The 24,740-nt window shown below is 58.5% G+C and carries 18 protein-coding genes; all 18 read left to right on the top strand.

Annotated elements, in window-relative coordinates:
• Window positions 1-44: 44 nt before the first annotated feature.
• The 18 genes from C7386_RS05435 (at window position 45) to C7386_RS05350 (ending at window position 24,734) form a co-directional block, all read left to right on the top strand.
• Window positions 45-857 (top strand): substrate-binding periplasmic protein, encoded by an 813-nt coding sequence (locus tag C7386_RS05435; protein ID WP_110436432.1) that lies wholly within the window; start codon window positions 45-47, stop codon window positions 855-857.
• Entirely contained in the window at window positions 847-3,417 is a 2,571-nt protein-coding gene (locus tag C7386_RS05430) for a hybrid sensor histidine kinase/response regulator (protein WP_252197262.1), read from the top strand. Before C7386_RS05435 ends, C7386_RS05430 begins: the two co-directional genes overlap by 11 nt.
• A 204-nt stretch (window positions 3,418-3,621) precedes the next feature.
• Entirely contained in the window at window positions 3,622-5,094 is a 1,473-nt protein-coding gene (locus C7386_RS05425; protein WP_165815473.1) for a sensor histidine kinase, read from the top strand.
• Window positions 5,088-5,813 carry a response regulator transcription factor gene (locus C7386_RS05420; protein WP_110436434.1) on the top strand — a complete coding sequence of 242 codons (726 nt, stop codon included), beginning with the start codon at window positions 5,088-5,090 and terminating at the stop codon, window positions 5,811-5,813. Before C7386_RS05425 ends, C7386_RS05420 begins: the two co-directional genes overlap by 7 nt.
• 182 nt (window positions 5,814-5,995) lie before the next feature.
• Window positions 5,996-6,997 (top strand): TRAP transporter substrate-binding protein DctP, encoded by a 1,002-nt coding sequence (gene dctP, locus C7386_RS05415; RefSeq protein WP_116704977.1) that lies wholly within the window; start codon window positions 5,996-5,998, stop codon window positions 6,995-6,997.
• Between the two features lie 92 nt (window positions 6,998-7,089).
• Window positions 7,090-8,241 (top strand): TRAP transporter substrate-binding protein, encoded by a 1,152-nt coding sequence (locus tag C7386_RS05410; RefSeq protein ID WP_116704976.1) that lies wholly within the window; start codon window positions 7,090-7,092, stop codon window positions 8,239-8,241.
• Window positions 8,242-8,303: 62 nt separating this feature from the next.
• Window positions 8,304-8,846 carry a TRAP transporter small permease subunit gene (locus C7386_RS05405; protein ID WP_110436437.1) on the top strand — a complete coding sequence of 181 codons (543 nt, stop codon included), beginning with the start codon at window positions 8,304-8,306 and terminating at the stop codon, window positions 8,844-8,846.
• Window positions 8,843-10,216 carry a TRAP transporter large permease gene (locus C7386_RS05400; protein WP_207655848.1) on the top strand — a complete coding sequence of 458 codons (1,374 nt, stop codon included), beginning with the start codon at window positions 8,843-8,845 and terminating at the stop codon, window positions 10,214-10,216. The genes C7386_RS05405 and C7386_RS05400 overlap by 4 nt, the downstream gene beginning before the upstream one ends.
• A 703-nt stretch (window positions 10,217-10,919) precedes the next feature.
• Window positions 10,920-12,290, top strand: coding sequence for a TrkH family potassium uptake protein (locus C7386_RS05395; RefSeq protein WP_286050330.1), 1,371 nt, complete (start codon window positions 10,920-10,922; stop codon window positions 12,288-12,290).
• A gap of 91 nt (window positions 12,291-12,381) precedes the next feature.
• Window positions 12,382-13,038, top strand: a complete 657-nt coding sequence (locus tag C7386_RS05390) for a potassium channel family protein (RefSeq protein WP_110436438.1) — start codon at window positions 12,382-12,384, stop codon at window positions 13,036-13,038.
• Window positions 13,035-13,802 (top strand): TrmH family RNA methyltransferase, encoded by a 768-nt coding sequence (locus C7386_RS05385; protein WP_133241574.1) that lies wholly within the window; start codon window positions 13,035-13,037, stop codon window positions 13,800-13,802. The genes C7386_RS05390 and C7386_RS05385 overlap by 4 nt, the downstream gene beginning before the upstream one ends.
• Window positions 13,803-13,815: 13 nt before the next feature.
• The gene (dprA, locus tag C7386_RS05380; protein WP_110436440.1) at window positions 13,816-15,060 is read left to right on the top strand and encodes a DNA-processing protein DprA; all 1,245 of its coding nucleotides are present in this window, start codon (window positions 13,816-13,818) and stop codon (window positions 15,058-15,060) included.
• Window positions 15,061-15,295: 235 nt separating this feature from the next.
• The gene (gene topA / locus C7386_RS05375) at window positions 15,296-17,782 is read left to right on the top strand and encodes a type I DNA topoisomerase (protein ID WP_110436441.1); all 2,487 of its coding nucleotides are present in this window, start codon (window positions 15,296-15,298) and stop codon (window positions 17,780-17,782) included.
• Window positions 17,779-19,083: a methylenetetrahydrofolate--tRNA-(uracil(54)-C(5))-methyltransferase (FADH(2)-oxidizing) TrmFO gene (gene trmFO / locus C7386_RS05370; RefSeq protein ID WP_110436442.1), complete on the top strand. Its 1,305-nt coding sequence runs from the start codon at window positions 17,779-17,781 to the stop codon at window positions 19,081-19,083. The genes topA and trmFO overlap by 4 nt, the downstream gene beginning before the upstream one ends.
• Window position 19,084: 1 nt before the next feature.
• Window positions 19,085-20,101: a phosphate acyltransferase PlsX gene (gene plsX, locus C7386_RS05365; protein ID WP_110436443.1), complete on the top strand. Its 1,017-nt coding sequence runs from the start codon at window positions 19,085-19,087 to the stop codon at window positions 20,099-20,101.
• 22 nt (window positions 20,102-20,123) lie between these two features.
• Complete coding sequence (gene rnc / locus C7386_RS05360; RefSeq protein WP_110436444.1) at window positions 20,124-20,792, top strand: ribonuclease III; 669 nt, start codon at window positions 20,124-20,126, stop codon at window positions 20,790-20,792.
• Between the two features lie 140 nt (window positions 20,793-20,932).
• Window positions 20,933-24,508 (top strand): chromosome segregation protein SMC, encoded by a 3,576-nt coding sequence (smc, locus tag C7386_RS05355; RefSeq protein WP_110436445.1) that lies wholly within the window; start codon window positions 20,933-20,935, stop codon window positions 24,506-24,508.
• A gap of 22 nt (window positions 24,509-24,530) precedes the next feature.
• Entirely contained in the window at window positions 24,531-24,734 is a 204-nt protein-coding gene (locus tag C7386_RS05350; RefSeq protein ID WP_110436446.1) for a hypothetical protein, read from the top strand.
• The last annotated feature ends 6 nt before the right edge of the window (window positions 24,735-24,740 follow it).

Genomic DNA, 24,740 nt, shown 5'->3' with positions numbered 1-24,740 from the left:
GCGGCACAGACAACGAGTAAGAGGGAGAGGACACCATCATCGGTATGAACAGACACAAACGGGTAAGATGCGCTCTGGCGCTTTTGACCATGCTGACGGCGGGTCTGCTGTCCGGCTGCGTCTCGGATGCGGCGTCCGACAGCACACTCCCGACGATTACCGTCGGCAGCGACACCTATCCGCCTTATGTCTATATGGACAATAACGGCGACATTACCGGTCTGGACGTGGATATTGCGGAGGAGGCATTCCGCCGCATGGGATACCGCGCGGAATTCACCACGATCGACTGGGAACAGAAAACCAAACTGGTCGATAACGGAGAAATCGACTGCATCTGGGACTGCTTTTCCATGGACGGCCGCGAGAATGACTATCAGTGGGCGGGACCGTATCTGGTAAGCCGTCAGGTCATCGCCGTCAGCGAGCAGAGCAGCATCGAGCGAATGAGCGACCTCGCCGGAAAGACTATCGCGGTGCAGTCCACCGGCAAGCCGGAGGCGATCTTTTTGAGCGGAGACGAAAACGTCCCGGCTTTCCGAAATATCATCAGCCTTGCTGAAAGCAGTGTGCAGTATGCCATGCTGGACTGCGGCTATGTGGACGCGGTCGCGGCACACGAGGAGGCCATCCGGCAGTATATGAAGGACTACGGCGCGAACTTCCGTATTCTGGATGAACCGCTGCTGACGACCGGCATCGGCGTGGCATTTTCCAAGAACGACACACGCGGCCTGGCGGCGCAGCTGACCGAGGTTTTCACGCAGATGCGCGAGGACGGCAGCATGAAACAGCTGGTCGGAAAATATCCCGAGGTCCCCGCGCGCAGTCTGGAGGTGGAGCAGCTTGAACAATAATTCCCGGCGCATCGTCTCCCGAAGGACGTTCTGGTGCCTGTGCCTCGCGGCGGGGCTTTTGTTCCTCGGTGCGGTATTCCTGCTGTCCCGGCACGCGGATATGCAGGACTGCGAGCGGCGCATGACCGAGCTGATCGACTTTGTAAAGGAGCAGTCCTCCTCCTATGTGCAGTATAACGAAATCGCCGTGGCCAAGGCACTTGTGCGCGAAACGACCGCCGTTCAGGAGCTGGACGGCGTGACGCTCGACTGCGGCGAGGACGAGCTGCGGCAGTATGTGGAGCGGCTGGGGCTGACCGGTATTTCAGTGCTGGACGCGAACGGCAGGCTGGTCTGCGAGTACAGCGCGGACAGCATCGGCTATACCCGCCTGCAAACCGATCTGGAAGTCGAGCGCGTGCTCGCCGTGATCGGTCATCCGCAGAGCACCTATGTTCGGCGCGTGCAGCTGACCGACGGCTCGTTTGCCGACGCTGCCGTGCGCAGCTGCGCGGACGGACGCGGCGCGGTGCTTGGCTGGCGGCACACCGGGGCGGCGTTCGCAAAGAAATCCGTGCTCTCCGTGCAGAATCTGCTCGACGGCTACGACGCCGAGACCACGGGAACCGTGCTCCTGTCGGATGGCAATCGCGTAACTGCGTCGGACGAGCCGTCCCTCATCGGTACGGATACCACGGAAAATGATCTGCTCCGCCGCATCCGCTCGAGCGGCCATGCCGACCGGCTGGTCTATGCCGGACGCAGGGGCCTGACCCGATATTACGGCATGTACAGCCACGGGCGCAACTTCTACTACTATATATATGTCCCGGGCAGACTGCTCTACAGGGACACGCCGATCAATTTGATCGTATCGTTCTTCGCCTGTGCGATCGTTCTAACGCTGCTCCTGTTCGTGCGGCGAGGAACGGAAAAGAGCTTCCTCCAGCAGCAGAAAACGCTCGAAAAGGAATATCAGACCTCACTTGAGCAGAAGAACGCCGAGCTTGAACGCGCTATCCGTCAGGAAACGGCGGCAAACCGCGCCAAGCGCGAATTTCTGTTCAATATGTCGCACGACATCCGCACGCCGATGAACGCGATCATCGGCTTCACCTCGCTTGCGGCCACCCATATCGACAACCGTGAGCAGGTGCTCGACTACCTGAAAAAGACCGCGACGGCGAGCCAGCATCTGCTCTCGCTCATCAACGATGTGCTCGATATGAGCCGTATCGAGAGCGGCAAGGTTTCTCTCGAACTGCGCCCGGTGCACCTGCCCGAGCTGGTGCACGACCTGCGCGATATCATCCAGTCGAGCATCACCGCCAAGCGCATTTCGCTTTTCATCGACATGGTCGATGTGGAGGATGAGGATGTTGTTGCCGACCCCATGCGTCTCAACCAGATCATGCTCAACATCCTGTCCAATGCCATCAAGTTCACCCCGGTAGGCGGCATGATCACCCTGCGCATCGTTCAGAAGCAGACCGCACCGCATGGAAGTGTGGATTATGAATTTCATATCCGTGATACCGGCATCGGCATGAGCTCGGCGTTTCAGGAGCATATCTTCGAGCAGTTTGCGCGCGAGGAGACCTCGACCGTGAGCAAAATTCAGGGAACCGGTCTCGGCATGGCGATTACGAAAAATCTGGTCGATATGATGGGCGGCAGTATTTCGGTCGAGAGCGAGCCGGGGAAGGGCTCGGAATTTACGGTTTCCCTGCGCTTTCCCATCAGCGGAGAGCAGGCCGTGCCGCAGCGTATCCCGCAGCTTGAGGGCCTGCGCGCGCTTGTGGCGGATGATGACACCAACACCTGTCTGAACGTCAGCAAAATGCTGCGCATGATCGGCATGCGGTCGGACTGGACAACCTCGGGACATGAGGCTGTCGTCCGCACGCAGGACGCGATCGAGCAGGGTGACGGCTTCGATGTCTTTATCATCGACTGGATGATACCCGATCTGAACGGTCTTGAGGTCGTGCGCCGCATTCGCAGGCTGATTGGCAGCAACACCCCGATTATCATCCTGACCGCCTACGACTGGGCGGATATCGAGGTTGAGGCAAAGGCTGCAGGCGTGACTGCGTTCTGCGCCAAGCCGCTGTTCATGTCCGAGCTGCGCCGCATACTGTCTGAGCCGTTTCTTCCGGCAGAGGCTGCGGAACAGACGGAGAAAAAGGCGGATTTCGCCGGAAAACGGCTGCTGGTCGTCGAGGATAACGCCCTCAACCGCGAAATCGCGGTGACGATGCTCGAGGAAGGCGGGTTCGAGGTGGACACGGCGGAAAACGGAAAGATCGCGGTAGACAAGGTGCGCGAGAGCGCGCCCGGGTACTATGATCTGGTGCTGATGGACATTCAGATGCCGATCATGGACGGCTATGCGGCCGCGCGTGCCATCCGCGCTCTGCCGGATGCCGAAAAGGCGGGTCTGCCCATTGTTGCCATGACGGCGAACGCCTTTGACGAGGACAGGCAGAACGCAGAGAAGGCAGGCATGAACGGCCATCTTTCCAAGCCGTTCGATATGCAGCAGCTGCTCACGATGCTCCGGGAGAAGCTGTCGCCGTAACGCTTTCATTTTCATCGCGTTATTCGATAATGAAGCCGCCGGATCAGACTGAATAGGAAACGCAGGAAGCGTCCGTTTGGGATGCCTTCCTGCGTTTTCCTTTGCACACCGCCGGTGCGGCGTTTTTTTACCTTTTCTGCCCGGAAAAGGTTTACATTGCTTATCAATTGGCTTATGATAAAATCTGACAAAGGAGGTGGGCCTGTGCACGGAGTACGTCAATGGTGGGTGCGTCTGTCCATTTTGCACAAGGCGATCGTGCTGAGCTGCGCATTCGTCATTCCCATTCTGCTGGTGGTGGGACTGTTAATGAACGATTTTTACGATTACCGCGAGAAAAGCGATGATATCCTGTCTGAATATGCACGCTGCACGGACTACATGAACGCCATGGAGCAGGAAAATGCGCTTCTGGGCGAGCTGACGTTTGCGGCGCCCGAGTCCGATACGATCGACAAATATGCGGACGCCGTGCAGGACACCGCCTCTGCGTGGGAGCGGCTGCGCAGCGCAGAGACCGACGGCAGCACGCAGAGCGAGGTGCTTAAGCAGGTCATCGACCGCACGATGAAAAGCTATCGTGTCCGTCAGGAGACGTTCATCGCGCAGCTGCATGACGGCACATTTGACGCGGTGAACTACGAAGCTCTGCGTACACAGGGCAGCTATCTGACGCAATACACCGATCAGCTGACGGCGGCGTTTCTGATGGAGGGACGCGAGGGCTATCTGGTCCTCGGTCAGCGGGGTACCTCGCAGAACATGGTATTTACCATCGTAGCCGCGATCGGCAGCGTGCTGTTTGCAGGCGCGATGCTGTACTACGCACGCAGTCTGCTGCTGCCGGTGCAGCAGATGAGCCGCGGTGCACGCCGCGTCGCGGATGGCGAATACGACATTGAGGACTTCAACTTTGCACGCTCGGACGAGATCGGTATGCTCGCCGACTCGTTCAACCACCTCAAGCACCAGATTGCGCGGACGATTCATGCACTGGAAAGCGAAGCACAGCTGGAAAAATCCCTGCGTCAGCAGGAGAGCGAGGCAGCACGCCTGCGGCAGCTGATCGAGCAGAGCCGCTTTGCGCAGCTGCAGAGCCAGATCAACCCGCATTTTCTGTTCAACACGCTGCAGAGCGTGGCCAACATGGCCGGAATCGAGCAGGCGACCGTCACCGGCGACATGGTGGTGCGGCTGGCGAACTTCTTCCGCTACACGCTCGACCATGACGACAGCGTGGTAACACTCGACCGCGAGCTTGCGCTGCTGCGCGACTACATTTCCCTGCAGGAGCTGCGGTTCGGTGAACGTATTTCGTTCGAGATGAACTGCGACAGCCGCTGTGCGGCCTGTGAACTGCCGAAATTCACACTGCAGCCGATTGTGGAAAACTCTATCGTACACGGCATGCGCAGCCGCAGTGCGGGCGGCCGCATCCGCATTGTCACTGAGAGCACACCGAATGGCTGCCGCATCCAGATTACAGACAACGGCGGCGGCTTCTCGCGCAGCAAAATGAAACAGAACACCGCCGAGGGACACCGGTCCATCGGCCTGCAGAATATCGCGGGACGCATTGCGCTGTCCGGCGGCAGCTTCCGCATTGTCAGCTGTCCCGGATTGGGCACGACAGCCCGCATCATACTGCCCATGAAAGGGGAAGAGCATATATGTTAAAGGTACTGATCGCGGAGGACGAACCGCTGAGTCTGCAGAATCTGAGCGGACAGATGCGCGATTTGCTTGGCGCGGATGCACTCATCGAGGGAGTTGCAAACGGACGGGAGGCGGTTGAACGCGCCCGTCAAATTCAGCCGCAGCTGGTGCTGATGGATATTGAAATGCCGGTGATGAACGGCCTTGATGCGGCAGCCATCATCCACAAAGCCATGCCGGAAACACACATTGTATTCCTGACTGCCTTCGACCGCTTCGATTACGCCGTAGGCGCCATGCGGGCCGGTGGAACGGATTATCTGGTCAAGCCGTTTGACAGCGCACAGATTACCGCCTGCCTGCGCAAGCTGAATCTTCTGCCGGAAAGCCGTCCGGCGGTGCGCGGGGACAAGCCGGGAAATACGTTTTGCACCCAGTTTTCCGTGTGGCTGGAGCATCATTACATGCAGGATGTGTCGCTTGATCAGGCGGCAGAGGCGATGGGCATGAGTTCGTTCTACTTCTCACGCTTTTTTCGCACTTCGTATAACCAGACCTTCCTTGAATACTTGACCGCCTACCGTATCGACCGTGCGGTTGAGCTGCTGCAGCAGACTGATATTCCGGTACGGGAAATCGCTGTTCGGGTCGGCTATACGGATGCAAACTACTTCACGAAGGTGTTCAAGCGGCATTTGGGCGTAACGCCTACCGAGTACCGCAATCATAACGCAAACTGAACGAGCCGCGCGGCAGAATTTACGGAATTTATACGGAAAATTTACTATTTATTCCAAAACATTTATGCAAATGTCATAAAAAAGAATATGAAAATTTTCAGTACGCTGTGATTTTACCTGTCTACCGCAAGTATTTACGATGTTGCCGAAACTGGTCACCCTATATAATAGGAGATGGAAAGATGAATAAACGCTTTCGGTGTGTGATCGCCGGATGGCTGCTGCTCATGCTCTGTGCATGTACCGGCGGCACGGACGAGCCGCATATCCGCTATTACCGCCTTGCCAGCGGGCAGAGCGAAAACTACCTCGCCAATCAGGCGTGTCAGCGCTTCTGCGACATGGTGCGCAAGGAAACGGACGGCGCGATACAAATTCTGCCGAGCTTTGATAACGAGCTTGGTACCGATGCATCCGCACTTGAGCAGTGCGTGTACGGCGGCATTGATTTTGTACGCACGCCAATCTCGTCTGCCGCAGCGTATGCACCGCAGCTTGCGGCGCTGCAGCTGCCGTACGAGTACACCTCGGACAAGCACCTGTTCCGGGTGCTGGACGGCGCAGTCGGTCAGCAGGTAATGGCCTCGCTCAAGGACAAGGGCCTTACCGGTTTAAGCTATTTTTATGCCGGTTACCGGTGCTTTTTCACGACAGGAAAGGCGATCACCTCACTCGATGACATGAAGGACCTGCGGCTCGGCACCGAGGATTCCTCGCAGATGAAGCAGGTCATTCCGATGTGGGGCGCCGAGGTGGTGACGCTGCCGCCGGATGAGATCGCGCTCGCGCTCCGCACTGACCGGATTGACGGCGCCGAGAGCACGCTGCCTACCTATGTGGACAGCGGCTACTATCAGCTTGCACCGTACTGGACGTATGACCGACATTCCTACAACGCGGATGTGCTGGTCGCGTCCTCGGAAACGTGGGAAACGTTCTCACAGGAGGAGCAGACCATCATTGAGCGATGCGCCGCTGAGGCGGCTTCGTGGCAGCGCGACCACTGGCAGAGCGCAGAGGTTCGAGCAATGCTGCATGCATCCCGCAGCGGCTGTTACATGGCGCTGCTCGATGAGGAGCAGGCCGAAAAGTTCCGTGCAGCGGTGCAGCCGATTTACGAACACCTTTCCGATGCGCAGAAGGAGGTCGTGCAGGCCGTACAGGCACTGGCCGACAGCGATTAGCGAGAATCCCCTTCTTGTGCAGACCAGTTTGTTCGCAAACGCCCGCAAAACGGCGTTTTCGATAGAGGAAAACGAACAAGGAGGCTAAAAAGATGAAAATCAAAAGATTGATGGCAGGTCTGCTTTGCGGTGCAGTCGGTGCGGCAACCCTTGGTTTGTCCGGCTGCGGCAATGCCGCGGACAGCGGCATGATGGATGCGGCAAACGCCAATGCAGTTGCAGGCGGCAGCAGCGATCTGCCGGTCATCACCTGGAAGATGGGTTCCACCTGGGGTGACGGCAACATTCACTTCACCTGTGACGAGCGCTTCTCCGAGCTGGTCAGCCAGCTGACCGACGGACGCTTTACCATCACCAACTATCCGGAGGGCTCGCTTTGTGCGGCAAATCAGCTGTTTGATTACGTCCAGAACGGCACCATCCAGTGCGGCGGTGACTGGGGCGGCTACTGGAGCGGCAAGGATACCGCTTTTGAGCTGCTCTCCACTACAATGGATAACTTCACCGGCATGGACTACTACATCTGGATCACCCAGGGCGGCGGCCTGAAGTGCTATCAGGATATGTACGGCAAGTACAACATGACGTATTTCCCGATTATGATCAACCACGCAGAGTCCGGTATCCGTTCGACCAAGCCGATCACTTCTATCAAGGACATGCAGAGCATGAAGATCCGCCTCGGCGGCGTTATGGCCGGCCGTGCAGCGGAAAAGCTGGGCATCAACATCACCACCGTTGCGGCAAGCGAGCTTTATGAGTCCCTGCAGCGCGGTGTTATCGACGGCGGCGAGTTCTCCACGCCGTGCTCGGATGATTCGCTGAAATTGCAGGAGGTTGCCAAGTACTGGTGCTCGCCTGCATGGTATCAGTCCGGCGGCGTCAACGGCGTTATGATCAACAAGGATGCATGGAATAAGCTCCCCGAGGAGTACCAGAACGCCATCCAGATGGCGGCTGAGATCTGCACCTCCGAGCAGCTGTCCCGCTACCTGTGGATGGATTTCGATTCCACCAAGAAGATGCTCGAGGAGGACGGCTGCGTCGTCACCAAGATGAACCAGGACGACTGGAATACCATCCGTGAGACCTGCCGTCAGGTTTACGAAGAAGAAGCTGCGAAGAATGAAAACTTCAACATGGTATACAGCTCTATGCAGGATTACCGTGAACATGCCGATACCTACCGCGCAATGCTCGGTGACTACGGCTGGGGCTTCAACTACGATGAATCCGAAAAGTGACCGACAGAGTGTTCCGTGCTCTCTTTTGAGAGCACGGAGCCTCAGAAGATGAGGTGTAATATATGAAAGTGATCAAACGCATCTGCGATGTGATCGACCTCGTCAATGACTGGATCGGCAGGATTGCTTCCTTCGCCGTTCTTGGCATTCTCGCGGTCATTGTTACCGAAGTCGTGCTGCGCCGTTTGTTCCACAGTCCGCAGATCTGGACGATGGACGTCATCTGCATGACCTTCGGCTGCTACATTATCATGGTCTGCGCCTACGGCTTCCAGAAGAAGGCCTTTGTTGCGGTTGATGTGCTGTATGCACGGCTTAAACCGCTTGCGCAGAACATTCTGCACCTGATTACCTATCTGGTGTTCTTTGTTCCGTTCGTATTCGTGCTCGTGCCCGAGAGCTTCGGATTTTTCCTTCGCTCGTATACCACGGGTGAGCGCGGCTACTCGGTATGGGCGCCGCCGGCATGGCCGGTCAAGCTGGCGCTGTTCGTTGGCATGACGCTGCTCGCACTGCAGGGCATTTCCGAGATGCTCAAGTGCGTGCGCGGCATCGGTGAAGCCGTTTCCGGCACGGATGATACGAAGGGAGGCGACGCTGCATGATGGAAATGCTGACCAATCTTGTCACGCAGTCCGGCGTGAGCGCAACACAGCTCAGCGCGATCCTGCTTGGCGTACTGTTCCTTACCATGATCATCGGTCTTGCGACCGGTCAGGAGCTTGCGTTCGTCCTCGGCGGCGCCGGTGTTATTATCGGCTATCTCGCCTGGGGCGGCCCGGGCATCACCATCGCCATGACCAAGGTGTACGACCAGATGCAAAGCTATTCCATGGTCGCCATCCCGATGTTCGTGCTGATGGCAAACTTTTTGACACATTCCAAGGTTGCGGATGGGTTGTTCCTCTCTATCCGCTACCTGCTTGGTCCTCTGAAGGGCGGTCTCGGTCTGGCAGTGATCGTGGTTTCCACCGTGTTTGCTGCCACGACCGGTATCGTCGGCGCATCCGTTGTTACCATGGGCATGCTGTCCGTACCGGTGCTGCTGAAGTGCGGCTATAAGCCGTCTCTCGCGTGCGGCATGGTGTGTGCGGGCGGTTCGCTCGGTATCCTGATTCCGCCGTCCATCATGCTGGTTTCGATGGGCTCCTATGCGAATGTATCGGTCGGCAAGATCTTCTTCGCCGCCATCGTTCCGGGTCTTGTCCTGTCGCTGTTCTACATGATCTATGTGTTCGTCATCTGCCATATCCACCCGGATTACGGTCCGGCGATGACCACCGAAGAGCTGGCTGCCATGCCGCTGAGTGAGCGCATCACCGGTTCGCTCATCAACCTGATCCCGCCGGTCATCCTGATCGTCGGCGTGCTCGGTTCCATCTTCACCGGCTGGGCGACTCCGACCGAGGCGGCAGGCGTAGGCGCGCTGTTCTCGCTCATCCTCGCCATCTTCTACAAGCAGTTCAGCTGGAAGATGCTGTACGATTCGCTGATCGACACCGCAAAGACATCTGCGATGGTATTCATCATCCTGTTCGGCGCGTCTGCCTTCACCGGCATCTTCATGTCGCTCGACGGCGACCAGCTGATTGCAACCTGGATTTCGAGCGTTGGCATCGGCAAGTGGGGCGCGTTCGCAATCATGATGGCGATCGTATTCTTTATGGGCATGTTCCTCGACTGGCTGGGCATCGTTATGATCGTATTCCCGATCTTCCTGCCGATTATGGATATGTTCGGCTTTGACCGTCTGTGGATCGTCGCAGTTACGGCTGTTATGCTGCAGACCTGCTTCATGACGCCGCCGTTCGGCTTCGCACTGTTCTACATCAAGGGCATTGTGCCGCCGTCGGTCAAAATACAGGAAATCTACCGCGGCGTTATCCCGTTCATCCTGATTATCATCGCAGTGGTAATTCTGGTAACGGTATTCCCGCAGGTTGTATATTTCCTCCCGAATCTGGTAGCATCTTAATCTTTCTCCTGAGCCTTCCGGCAGACACCTGTGCCGGAAGGCTCATCTGCTTGTTACCTATGTTATTTCGCAGTTCAATGCGGTTTTCCTCTTACCGTATTACCGTAAAATGGGAAATATGTAGATGTGTTTGAACTGCGGAATAAACTTCTGTCTGCCGGATTGTTGGAGTATTTGCCGGCGGCAGAACCCCCTCTGGGCTCTCTGATCTGTTGGAAATCAGAGAGCCCTTGCTTATTCTTGCGTGGAAAAATTCCGCAAATCGCTTGACTTCTCGAAAAATTTCGGGTATAAGATTATATTGGACAGACAAAAATTCGATGATATACTATTATATAATGCATGCCTGTTCAAAGCCTGAACGGTATGGTCAGGCTCGGTTTGTCGAAAAGGTCAATATTCATGCAGCTTCAGCCAATTCGCGCAGCAGCGCGTGTAAAATAGCATTTGCTTTGCAAATGCAAAAAAGTCGGGGCGTGTACCGCGCAGCGCGGCCGAGAAACCGCGCAAGGACAGCGCTGACTTTTTTCATTTCTGGAGGGAGAAAGTTTCTGTATTGGAACTTTCGGACGACTTTGGAACGGCCCGCGGTCCGTTCCTGCTTGTCGGCGAAACTGTAGTTTCGCCGACAGCCTAAGCCTGAACGGTGTGTTCAGGCTTTCGGTATATCATACTGCAGCATCGTTAAAGGAGGGGATTTATCGTGCAGACGCAGATTTTTATGGTGCATAAGCGGCATCTGGGACTGCGGGCGCCGACGGTACTTGCCGTCGGCTTTGCGCTGACGATTCTGGTGGGTGCGCTGGTACTGATGCTGCCGGTTTCGGCGGCAGACGGACAGATAACACCGTTTCTCGACGCGCTGTTTACAGCAGCCTCGGCGAGCTGTGTTACCGGACTCGTCACGGTCAGCACGGCGGTGCACTGGTCGGTATTCGGCAAGTGCGTCATCCTGCTGCTGATTCAGATCGGCGGACTCGGCTTTATGTCCGTCGCGGCTATTGCGTCGTTTGTCCTGCGGCGAACGATCACGCTGCACGAGCGCATGGTGATGAGCGCGGGGCTTAATCTGTCGGATGGCGGCGGCATTGTCCGTCTGACACGGCGCGTGCTGTTCGGCACGTTCATCATCGAAGGGACGGGAGCGGTTCTGCTGTCCTGCCGGTTCGTGCCGCATTACGGTTTCCCGAAGGGAATCACAATGGGCGTGTTCCACGCGGTTTCGGCATTCTGCAACGCAGGCTTTGACCTGATGGGCACACCGGACGATCCGTTTCAGTCGCTCATCGGCTGGGCGGAGGATCCGCTCGTGAACATTACGGTGATGGCGCTCATCGTGCTCGGCGGTCTCGGCTTTTTCGTGTGGAGCGACGTGTGGGACAAGCACAGTTTCTGCCGTCTGCGCCTGCACACGAAAATCGTGCTGACGGCCACGGCAGGTCTGCTGCTGTTCGGCTTTGGCTGGACGCTGCTGTTCGAGTGGAGCAATCCGGCAACGCTCGGTGCGTTTGATACTCCGCACAAGCTGCTTGCGGCGGCGTTTGAGTCCGTGACCCTGCGCACGGCAGGCTTCAACACCATCGACCTCGGCGCGCTTACCGGCCCGAGTCAGGCGGTGTCGTGCCTGCTCATGTTCATCGGCGGATCGCCCGGCTCAACAGCAGGCGGCATCAAGACCGTGACGGCGGCCGTGCTCGTGCTCACGGCCATCAGCGCCTTCTGCGGGCGCACAACGGTTTCGGCGTTCGGCCGGACGATTGCGCCGCGCAGCATCATGAACGCCGTAACCCTGCTCATGGCAGGCGGCGTGCTCTGTCTGGTCGGCGCCTGTGCGATCGCCGGAATCGAGGACGCACCGTTTCACCAGTGCCTGTTTGAAGCGGTCTCCGCGTTCGGCACGGTCGGTGTGTCCATGGGTCTGACACCGACGTTGGCGGCGGCTTCGCGCGTCATTCTGATCGTGATGATGTATATGGGCCGTGTCGGTGTGCTGACGCTTGGCGTTGCCGTTTTCATGCGCCGCAGAGAGCCGCCAAGGCTCAAATACCCGGACGCAGATGTGTTTATTGGTTGAGGCAGCATTCCGCAATTACATTTTCGGCATTTTGCGTGATGATGCCTTTATGGTGAAGTAGATTAAGCAGTTATCCAAAGGAGAGACAGATATGAAATCCTTTCTGGTGATCGGCATGGGCCGATTCGGTACCGCCGTTGCGCAGGAGCTGACCGAGCTTGGTCAGGAGGTTCTTGCCATCGACGAGAACGTCGAGAGCGTGCAGCGCATCGCGGATGATGTGACGCAGGTCATGCAGGGCGACGCGCAGGACGAAGCCGTGCTGGGGGCCATCGGCGTGCGCAACTTCGACTGCTGTATCGTTGCGGTAGGTACGGATATGGAGGCGAGCATCCTCATCACAGTCATGCTCAAGGATCTGGGCGCGCAATACATCATTGCCAAAGCGAGAAGCACTGTGCATGCCAAGGTGCTCGAGCGCGTCGGTGCGGACCGTGTTGTCCTGCCGGAGAGCGAAATGGGCTGCAAGCTGGCACAGCGCCTGGCACATGCCAACGTGGTGGATTTTATCGGCGTGTCGGACGAATACAGCATTCTGGAGATACACGCGCCGAAAAGCTGGGTCGGCAAATCGCTGGTGCAGCTTGACGTGCGGCAGAAGCATAAAGTGAATGTGCTCGCCGTCCGTCATGGTGAACAGGGTGCACTGGATGCAAGTCCTAAGCCGGATAGGGCCATCGAGCCGGATGATCTTCTGTTTATCATGGGCGAAAATAAATTTGTGAGCAGGGTGGTGGAACTGCATTGATTGAGATACAGAGCCGTCAGAATGCCGCGCTCAAGCATCTTGCGCGGCTGGGACGGGAACGAAAATACCGCCGGAGCACGGGGGAAATGCTGTGCGAGGGCGAAAAAATGCTGGGAGAAGCACTGCGTTCGGGCGCGAAGCTGAAAACCGTGCTTGTGAGAGACAGCTGGGACAGTCCACTCGTCAAAAAGGCGGAAGAGCAGGGAGCATCGCTCTATTCTGCACCGGATGCGCTGTTCAAACTCGCAAGTGAGGTGGAAACGCCGCAGAACGTCATCTTTTCCTGCGAGCAGCCGCAGTGGACGGCGGACGCGCTGGACGGAGCCGGGCAGGTGCTCCTGCTGGACGGCTTACAGGACCCGGGCAACCTTGGCACGATCTTACGCACCGCCGAAGCGTTCGCGCTCGGCGCCGTTGTGTTGTGCGAGGGCTGCGCCGATCCGTTTTCACCCAAGGTCGTGCGCTCGACGATGGGCGCGGTGTTCCGTCTGCCGTGCGTGACGCTCCCGCTTGCGGAGGCTGCCGAACGGCTGCACAAAAACGGTCTGCCGCTGTACGCCACCGCGCTGCATGAGGACAGCGTGCCGCTTTCCTCGGTTTCGCTTTCCAAAGCCGCCGCTATCATCGGCAGTGAGGGAAAGGGCGTGACCGAGCAGGCGCTCCGTCTGTCCGACAGGCGCGTGATCATTCCCATGAAGGGCCGTGCCGAATCGCTCAATGCGGGCGTTGCCGCGGCCATCGTGATCTACGAAATGACAAAATGAGGAGGCGGGCACTATGCCGTCAAGACTCAGCTATGTTTGGCTTTCGCTCAAGCGCGGACTCGGCTCGCGCACAGCCGCCGAGGTACTCGATGCCTTCGGCTCTCCGGAGGCGGTGTTCGCCGCCGACCGGCAGGCACTGACAGCTGCGCCGTGTGAGCTGCGCAAGACCCATGTCGATCTGCTGTGCGACAAGGATACGTCCGAAGCAGAGCAGGTCATCCGGTCCTGCACGGAAAAGAATATCCAGATCATTACCATCGGTGACAGCGCTTACCCGGACCGCTTGCGGGCGATCCCGGATCCGCCGACCGTGCTGTATGTGCGCGGACGCTGGCCGGATTTCGACAGTGTTCCCGCCGTAGCCGTCGTCGGCACGCGCAAGGCGACGCCGTATGGTCTGAAAGTCGCCGATCAGATCGGCACAACGCTTGCCCGAGCGGGCATGATAACCGTCAGCGGCATGGCGCTCGGCAATGACGGCGCGGCACACCGCGGTGCGCTGAAGGCGGGCGGTCTGACCGTTGCCGTGCTGGCGGGCGGACCCGATGTGTGCTATCCGCCGCAGCACCGCAGCCTGATGGGCGATATCCTGCTCATGGGTGCCATCATCAGCGAATATCCGCCCGGCACCGAGCCGCACGGACGCAATTATCATCAACGCAACCGTATCATCAGCGGTCTGTCGGTCGCGTCCGTCATCGTGGAGGCGAGCGACTGGCGTTCGGGTGCGCTCATTACCGCGCGTCACGCGCTTGATCAGGGCCGCGATGTGTACGCCGTTCCCGGTCCGATCGATGCGCCGCAGTCGCAGTCGTGCAACGAGCTGATCGCCAAGGGCGAGGCTGCGCTGCTGACCAGTCCGACCGTGCTCGTGCGTGAGTACAGCGGCATGATGCCCGAGCAGGCGGTACAGCAGGCGTTTCGGCGTCAGACCGGCGATTACCCGAAGCCTGCCGCAAAGAGCGCATGGGAGGACATCCGCCGCCGCGAAGCGCAGGCCGAACAGCGCCGCGCCGCCGTCGAAAAGGCGAAAACAGAGCCACAAGCGTCCGCACCGGCGGAAAAACCGCTGCCGGAGGGCTTAAATCAGGACGAAACGCACATCGTCACGCTCGTGCGGGACGGTGTGAGCACGCCTGAGGAGCTGATCGACCGCTGCGGTCTGCCCGCACCGCGGGTGATGAGCCTTGTCACCATGCTGGAAATGGATGGGATTTTGCGCCGTGAAAAGGGCAGACTCATCCTCGGCACATGGTAAAAGTGAGAGAAAAAAGAAAACACGCAGCAATCACGCCGTAAGGCGTGTATTCAATAGAATTTCCGCAGGAAATTCATAAAAAGGGGGAGCATGTATCACCCTTTTTATACAAGTGCGGAGAAAAGTTTCGACGAAGGAGGAACTTTTCGCAGCCTTGGCCATATCCGAACAGAGTTCGGTATGGCCTTTCGATTGCAAGCGTGGTTGCAATCGAAGTAAGTTTCTGGAGGTTTTTATGTCTAAGTTAGTCATCGTGGAGTCCCCGGCCAAGGCAAAGACGATCGGAAAATATCTCGGTTCGGACTATGTCGTCAAGGCTTCGATGGGACATCTGCGCGATCTGCCGAAAAAGAAAATGAGCATCGATATCGAGCACGATTTCCAGCCGGAATATGTGCCGATCGAGGGTAAAGATAAAATCATCAAGGAAATCCGCAGCGAAATCCGCAAGAGCGATTTCGTCTATCTCGCAACTGACCCTGACCGCGAGGGAGAAGCGATTTCGTGGCACATCAAGGAGCTGTTCAAGCTCAAGGACAAGAATTCCCGTCGCGTGACCTTTAACGAGATCACCAAGCAGGCGGTCCGCTCGGGTATCGAGAACCCGCGCGATATTGATATCGATCTGGTAAATGCACAGCAGGCACGCCGTATTCTCGACCGAATCGTTGGCTATCAGCTGTCGCCGTTCCTGTGGCGCAAGGTCAAGCGCGGTCTGTCCGCAGGCCGTGTGCAGAGCGTTGCAACCCGTCTGGTCGTGGACCGCGAGAACGAGATCCGCGCATTTGTGCCGGAGGAATACTGGTCCATCGAGGCGCTGCTGCAAACGGCGGACGGCGGCAAGTTTTCAGCGCGCTACTACGGCGACGCGAACGGCAAGGCCGAGCTGAAAAACGAAGAGCAGGCGATGGCAGTCGTGAACGCCGTTACCGGCAAGCCGTTCACCGTCGGCAATATCAAGCGCGGCAAGAAAAAGCGCACCGCCGCACCTCCGTTCATCACCTCGACGCTGCAGCAGGAAGCCAGCCGCAAGCTGAATATGACGCCGCGCCGCACGATGAGCATCGCGCAGGAGCTGTACGAAGGTATTGAACTCGGTGAATACGGTCTGACCGGCCTTATCACCTATATGCGTACCGACTCGCTCCGTCTGGCGGACGAGGCCACCGCTGCCGCTGCGGGCTTCATTCGCGGCCGCTACGGCGAGGAATATTATCCGGGCAAGCCGCGTGTGTTCAAGACCAAGGGCAACGCGCAGGACGCGCACGAAGCCATTCGTCCGTCCAACGTGCAGCTGCTGCCTGAAGAAATCCGCAAGTACCTGACGCCCGATCAGTTCAAGCTGTACCGCCTGATCTGGTCGCGCTTTGTGGCCTGCCAGATGGCAGACGCCATTCTCGATACGGTTTCCGCCGATATCGTCTGCGAGGGTCAGGTGTTCCGCGCATCCGGTCATACGGTCGCGTTCCCGGGTTTTACTGCGGTTTACGAGGAAGGCACGGACGACGAGAAAAAGCAGGATTCCGCAGGAAAGCCGCTGCCGCGCTTCGATCAGGGCGACAAGCTGACTGCCGAGAAAATCGAGCCGTCCCAGCACTTTACGCAGCCGCCGGCTCGCTACACCGAGGCATCGCTCATCCGTGCGATGGAGGAACGCGGCATCGGCCGTCCGTCCACCTATGCGCCGACTATCTCGACCATCATCGACCGCGATTACGTCACCAAGGAGAACAAGGCGCTCCGTCCGACGCCGCTCGGCGAAGGCGTTACCGGCCTGCTGGTTGACGAGTTCAAGTCGGTTGCTGATTACGAGTTCACCGCCAACATGGAGCACGAGCTGGACGAGGTCGAAGCGGGCAAGCTGAACTATATCCAGCTGCTGCACAACTTCTATGACGGCTTTGAAGCCGCGCTCAAGCAGGCAGAGATTGATCTGGAGGGCAAGCGCATCAAGATTCAGGACGAGGTGACCGACGTTATCTGCGAGAAATGCGGACGCAACATGGTCATCAAGTCCGGCCGGTTCGGTAAATTCCTTGCGTGCCCGGGTTTCCCGGAGTGCACCAACACCAAGCCCATCACCGAGGACACCGGCGCTGCGTGCCCGGTCTGCGGCGCAAAGGTCGTGAAGAAAAAGTCTGCACGCGGCTATGTGTACTACTCGTGCGACACCTATCCGACCTGCCAGTTCATGACGTGGGACAAGCCGCTCAAGACCAAGTGTCCGAACTGCGATTCCTCGCTGTTCCGCCACACCGACCGCGATTCCAAGGAGGTCACGGACGTTTGCCTGCGTGAGGGCTGCGGCTACAAGGAGCTGGTCAAGGAGGGCCTGCCGCCTGAGGAAACCGAAAAGCGCCGCAAGATGCGTGAAGCGCGTGCCGCCAAGGCTGCGGAACGTGCTGCCGCAAAGGAAGCCGCCGAGAAGAACGGCGAGACCGAGGAAAAGGTCAAGAAGGCAACGAAAAAGGCGGCTGTCAAGAAATCCACCGCGAAGAAAACCCTGCCGTGGATGACCAAGACCACCAATAAATTCAAAAAGCTGAAGGACGAGGCCGTACAGGAGCTGACTGCCAAGCAGCAGGAGCAGTACGCCAAGGCTCTGGCAAAGTATGAAGCAGAAAAGGCGGCCGAAAAGGCGAAAAAAGCCGCTGAGAAGAAAGCAGCAGCGAAAAAGCCTGCCGCTAAGAAAAAGACCACGGCAAAGGAGAGCGCCGAATGAGTGAAATGGTAACAGTAGTCGGCGCAGGACTGGCCGGCTGTGAGGCTGCATGGCAGCTGGCACAGCGCGGTATCTCCGTGCGCCTGTGTGAGATGAAGCCGGTGCAGCACACGCCTGCGCACCACTCGGACGACTTTGCCGAGCTGGTGTGCTCCAACTCGCTGCGCTCGGATGAGCTGGCGAACGCCGCCGGTCTGCTGAAGGAGGAGCTGCGCCGTCTGGACAGCCTTATCCTCTCGTGTGCGGATGCACACCGCGTTGAGGCAGGCGGCGCACTGGCGGTTGACCGCGAAGCCTTCGCGGCAGCCGTCACCGAGAAGATCAAGAACCACCCGAATATCGAGGTGGTCTACGGTGAAGTGACTGAGATTCCGGAGGGCAGAGTCGTTATCGCCTCAGGCCCGCTGACCTCGGATACGCTGTTTGACGCCATCCACGCCAAGGTCGGCGGCGATTTCCTGCACTTTTACGATGCCGCCGCGCCGATTGTCACGGCTGAGAGCATCGATATGGATTCTGCCTACGAGGCTTCCCGCTACGGCAAGGGCACGGCGGATTACATCAACTGCCCGTTCTCCCGCGAGGAGTACGAGGCGTTCTGGAACGCACTGACCACCGCCGAGGAAGCGCCGGTGCACGGCTTCGAGGACTCCAAGGTGTTCGAGGGCTGCATGCCCATCGAGGTCAACGCGCGCCGCGGCTTTGACACGCTGCGGTTCGGCATTCTTAAGCCCATCGGTCTGCCGGACCCGAAAACCGGCAAGGACCCGTATGCCGTGCTCCAGCTGCGCCGCGACAACGCGAACGGCACGCTGTACAATCTGGTCGGCTGCCAGACTCACCTCAAGTTCGGTGAGCAGAAGCGCGTGTTCTCCATGATCCCGGCGCTGAAAAACGCCGAGTTCGTGCGCTACGGTGTCATGCACCGTAACACGTTCCTGGATTCTCCGCGCCTGCTGGACGCGACTTACGCGCTCAAATCCGACCCGCGCATCCGTTTTGCGGGCCAGATGACCGGCGTAGAAGGCTATGTGGAGTCCACCGCCTCCGGCTGGGTGGCAGGCGTGGCAACGGCCATGGACGTGCTCGGAAAACCGATGCCGATACTCGACCGCCTTACCGCCACCGGCGCACTGGCAACCTATATTTCCGATCATACGGTCGCGAAATTCCAGCCGATGAACGTAAACTTCGGCATTATCGAGCCGCTCGGCTATAAAATCAAGGGCAAGCGGGAGAAGAACACCAAAATCTCCGAGCGGGCGCTCGAGCAGATCGAAAAACTGAAGGGAGAGCTTTAATATGAGGATCATCGTTGATGCGATGGGCGGCGATAACGCGCCCGAATCCGCTGTATGGGGCGGTGCGCTGGCTGCGAAGGAATACGGCGAGGAAGTGCTGCTGGTCGGCAAGCCGGAGGTCGTAGCGAATGTCCTCAAGGAGAAGGGACTTTCCGATGTCAAGGGCATTACCATCATGCCCGCAAACGATCTGGTCGATATGCACGACGATCCCGCAACGGTACTCCGCCACAAGCCGGATTCGTCCATGGCGGTAGCGTTCAAGCTGCTCAAGGCAGGGGAGGGCGACGCGCTGGTTTCCGCGGGCAACACCGGCGCACTGCTCACCGGCGCAACGCTGTACGGCGGCCGCATCAAGGGCATCCGACGCGGTGCACTGGCACCGGTTATGCCGTGCGCGAACGGTCAGGTCATGCTGTGCGATGCGGGTGCAAACACCGAATGCACCGCCGAAATGCTGCTCCAGTTCGCGTTCCTCGCTTCGCTGTATGCGGAGAAGATAAACGGTGTCGTCAAGCCGCGTGTCGGCCTTGTCAACAACGGCACGGAGGATACCAAGGGTGATCCGCTCCGCAAGGAGGCTTACGCGCTGCTGAAAAAGGCGGGCGACGAGGGCCGTCTGAATTTTGTTGGCAACGTAGAGGGCAGCATGGTGCCGCTCGGTGCGTGTGATGTTGCTGTCTGCGACGGCTTTACCGGCAATGTGCAGCTCAAGACCATCGAGGGCGTGGCGAAGTTCATGTCGAAGGAGATCAAGGGCGTGTTTATGGCGTCTGTCGGCACCAAGCTCGGCTACCTGCTGTGCAAGAAAGGCATGGACGACTTCCGCGAGGTGTTCAATCAGGACAAGATCGGCGGCGCACCGTTCCTCGGCATCGCAAAGCCGGTCATCAAGGCGCACGGCTCGTCCAACGAGATCGCGGTGATGAACGCCGTCCGTCAGGCCATTGCGTACACCAAATCCGGCATGATCGATGCAGTAAAGGAAAACATTCAGTACATGACGGTTTCCGAGTGATCCACAGGAAGAAGGAACAAAAATGCTGAAAATTGACTATAAATTCAAGGATGAAAGCCTGCTCCGGCTGGCGATGACGCATTCGTCCTACGCGAATGAGCACCACGGCACGCATTTGCAGTGCAACGAGCGCCTGGAGTTTCTGGGCGACTCGGTGCTGGGCTTTGTCACGGCGGGCTACCTGTTCACGCACTATCCCGACCTGCCCGAGGGCGACCTGACCAAGCTGCGCGCGGCAGTTGTCTGCGAGGGCGCACTGGACGAGATCGCGCATGAGATCGGTATCCCGGAAGCCATCCGTCTGGGTCACGGCGAGGAGATGGGCGGCGGACGCAAGCGTGCGTCCATTCTCGCTGACGCAACAGAGGCTTTGCTCGGCGCTATCTTTATGGACGGCGGCATCGAGCCTGCCCGTGCATTCGTGCTGCGCTTCATCCCGCACAAGGTCGAGGTTGCGCTGGCAGGCGGCGCGTTCAAGGACTACAAGACCATGCTGCAGGAGATCGTGCAGAAGAACAAGCAGGAAACGCTGGAATACCGTCTGGCAGGCCAGTCCGGACCGGACCATGACAAGCGGTTCAAGATGGAGCTGCTGCTCAACTCCAATGTGTTTGCCGAGGGCATCGGCAAGAGCAAAAAGGAAGCCGAGCAGATGGCGGCGAAGAAGGCCTTGGAAAATATGGGATGCTGACGCTTATCGTCAAACCGCAATAGAGATAAACGGCAAAGAGGTCGAGAAATCGACCTCTTTTTTCTGCGTGACGCAGTTAGTCGTTGAAAAGATACTGCCGCAGTGGTAAAATAAAACTATCTATAATAAAGAGGTGGCATATGGTTCTCAAAAGCCTGATTTTACAGGGCTTCAAGTCGTTCCCGGATCGCACCGAGATCAAATTTCTCGGCGGCATTACGGCGATCGTCGGTCCGAACGGCTCGGGAAAATCGAATATTTCGGATGCCATCCGGTGGGTTCTGGGGGAGCAGTCCTCGCGGTCTCTGCGCGGCGCGAAGATGGAGGACGTGATCTTCGGCGGCACAGCCAAGCGCGGTCCGGTCGGCTTTGCCGAGGTTTCGCTCATTCTGGACAATTCGGCGCATGTGTTCCGCTCGGAATTTACCGAAATTATGGTCACGCGTCGGTACTACCGCTCGGGCGAGAGCGAGTATTTCCTCAACAAAAAGCACTGCCGCCTCAAGGACGTGCACGAGCTGTTTATGGATACCGGTCTGGGACGCGACGGCTATTCCAGCATCGGACAGGGCCGCATTGACGAGATTCTGTCCTTTAAGAGCGAGGACCGGCGCGAAATCTTTGAGGAAGCCGCAGGCATCACCAAGTTCCGCTACCGTAAGGAGGAAGCCGAGCGCAGGCTGTCAGCCACCGAGGAAAATCTGGTGCGTATCCGCGACCTGTACGGCGAACTGGAAAACCGGCTCGAGCCGCTCGAGCAGCAGGCTGGCAAGGCGAAAAGGTTTCTGCATCTGCGGGATGAGCTGCGCGTGCTTGAGGTCTCGCTGTGGCTGCTGTCGCTCGAGCAGCTCAAGAATGACACTGCCAAGCTGAATAAAGACCGGACAACCTGCGAAAAGCAGCTTGCGGATGCAAAACAGCAGCAGGGAACGCTGTATGCGCAGTCCGAGCAGCTAGCCGAGTCACTGCGTGAGATTGACAGGGAAACCGAACGTCTGCGGAACGAGCTGCGCGAAGCCGAGCAGTTTGCCGCCGAGCAGATCAGCCGTGAGGCGGTTATTCAGGCGAACATCCGCAACTGCGAGGAGAATATCGAGCGCACACGGCAGGAGAGCGCACACCGCGCCGAGCAGGTGCAGAGCATGGATGCGCAGCTTGCCGACCGGCGCGAGCGTATTTCTGCGCTGAATGAGCAGGAGAAGGCACAGTCGGCTGAACTGGATGCACTCCGAAAACAGTCTGCCGAGCAGGAGCAGCAGCGCACACAGGCCGAGCAGGCACTTCGGCAGGCCGAGCAGGCGCAGCGCAGGCAGGAGCGCACGCTGCACGCGCTCGAACTCGACCGAACAGCCGCCGAGAGCGGTCTGACGGGCATGAACGACCGCAAAATGACGCTGGATTCCGAAATCGCAGCAGCGGCACAGCAGCTGGATACCGAAAAGCAGGCACAGGACAATCTCGAGCGGGAACTGACCGCGTGCGAGCAAACGCTTGCCGAAACGGCAAAGCAGGCGCAGACGGCCGCCGTTCAGGCGGAGACCTGCCGCCGAAAGGCCGAGCAGGCGCAGAACGACCTGCGAGCAGCGCAGTCCGCGCTGAGCGAAATGCAGAGCCGCGTGAAAATGCTGACCGACATGCAGCATGAGTACGAGGGCTTCTCACGGTCGGTGAAAGCCGTCATGCGGCAGGCTGAAAAGGGTGCGATGAACGGCGTGCACGGTCCGGTTTCCGCGCTCATCACGACCGAAAAGCGGTTCGTGACGGCAATCGACACTGCCCTCGGTGCGTCAGCGTCCTCCATCGTGGTGGACAGCACGAGCGTGGGCAAGCAGTGCATTTCGTACCTCAAGCGCACGGACGGCGGCCGCGCGACCTTCCTGCCGCTGGATACCATTCGGGCAAACAGCCTGCGGGAGACCGGCCTGGAACGGCAGAACGGCTGCTTCGGCACCGCGGATGCTCTCGTCAGATTTAATGAAAAATACAAGAATATTGTGTGCAATCTGCTGGCGCGCACGGTCATTTCGGAGAATATGGACACCGCGCTGGCACTGGCCAAGGCGTACGGACATCGGTTTCGCATTGTCACGCTGGATGGACAAATCCTGCAGGCAGGCGGTGCCATGACAGGCGGCTCGGTCTCCCGCGGCACCGGCGCACTGGCGCGGGCGGAACGCCTGCACGCCGCCGAGGCGCGCGTGCGCGCACTCGAGCAGGAGCGAAAAACGCTGGCACAGACCGAGCAGGCTGCAGGACAGGAACTGGAATCGCTTGCCGGGCAGGCGCAGGCCATCGAAACCGACCGCCGGCACGCGGAGCAGGAGAGAGCCGGACTTGCTGCTTCGGTAAAACAGCATAAATTCCTGCTGGAAAGCCTGCAGAAACGGTATGACAGCCTGATTTCTGAACAAACTAACTTCACAGCAACGCAGCAGAAGTATGAACAGACACTTGCCGCCTGCACAGAGCGCCGGTCTGCCGCAGAGCAGGCGCTTGCAGCTGCCGAGCAGGTCTGCGCCGAGTACCGTACGGCAGTGAACGCCGCTGCAGAACAGCTGACGCAGACGGCTTCGCGCATCACAGCCGCGCAGACCGCACTCGTGGAGACGCGCACGGCACAGGACAGCGAAGCACGCGCGCTCGCGGAGCTTGAGCGGCTCAAGGCCGACCTCGACGCGGGCGTGTCCGGTGCGGAGCAGACGATCGCGGGCTTTGCGGCGGAAATCGCACGCCTGACCGATGAACTTACCCAAGTCCGTGCAGCCAAGCACGGACGCGACACCACCGCCCGGCTGCTCAGCGAACAGCTTGCACGGCAGACCGGCAGACGCGAACAGACCGAGGGCGAACGGGTCCGTCTGGAAAAGGCGGCACAGAGCCGCAACGAGGAAATCCTTGAACTCGAACGCGAGACCGCCCGACTGGAAAACCGCGCGGCCCAGCTGAAAACCGAGGAAACACAGATTCTGGATAAAATGTGGGAAAGCTATGAATTAACACCCACACCGGCGGCAGAGATCGCCCGACCGATTGAAAAACTCGGTGAAACGCGCGGCCGCGTGCAGGAGCTGCGCGTGAAAATGCGGGCGCTCGGCAACGTCAATCTGGATGCGGTGGACGAATTTCAGCGTGTGCAGGAGCGGTACAGCTTCCTGCGGGAGCAGAAGGACGACCTCGAGACCGCGCAGACCGATCTGCGCAAGGTCATCGAGCAGCTGACCGTCAGCATGAAGGAGATTTTCGCGTCCGAGTTCGCCAAGCTGAATGTGTACTTCCGTGATACCTTCCGCGAGATCTTCGGCGGCGGACACGCCGAACTGCAGCTTGCCGATACTTCGGATATCCTGAACTGCGGTATCGACATCCGCGTGTCTCCGCCGGGTAAGGCGGTTAAAACGATTACGCTGCTCTCAGGCGGTGAAAAGGCGTTTGTTGCCATTGCGCTGTACTTTGCGATCCTTAAGCTGCGGCCTACGCCGTTTTGCGTGCTTGATGAGATCGAAGCCGCGCTCGATGATGTGAACGTGCAGCGGTTTGCAAAATACATTCGCCGCCTGACAGATTCGACACAATTTATTGTAATTACCCACAGACGTGGTACAATGGAAGAAGCAGATATGCTCTACGGCGTGACCATGCAGGAGCAGGGCGTCTCCAAAATGCTGATGCTCAATCTGGCTGAGGCGGAAAAACGGCTCAAAAATACCATTAAGTAATGGAAAATGGAGAATTGCGGCAATGGATATGCGAAGCGAAAAATATCCGTACCGGCTGGATGTGGAAAGACGATTGCCGAACGGCTCTCTTACGACAGACGGCTATGCGGCACGGCATCCGGTCGAGTTTCGGCACTGGGGACATGCGCGCGGCTATGTTCTCTGGGGTGAGCGGATTGACCGCACAGACTGGGAGAACTGGCGTATCAACTACTACGGTAAATAATTACTG

It is taken from the genome of Agathobaculum butyriciproducens, assembly GCA_003096535.1.
Lineage (GTDB): Bacteria > Bacillota > Clostridia > Oscillospirales > Butyricicoccaceae > Agathobaculum > Agathobaculum butyriciproducens.
This window is presented reverse-complemented; position numbering and strand designations above follow the sequence as displayed.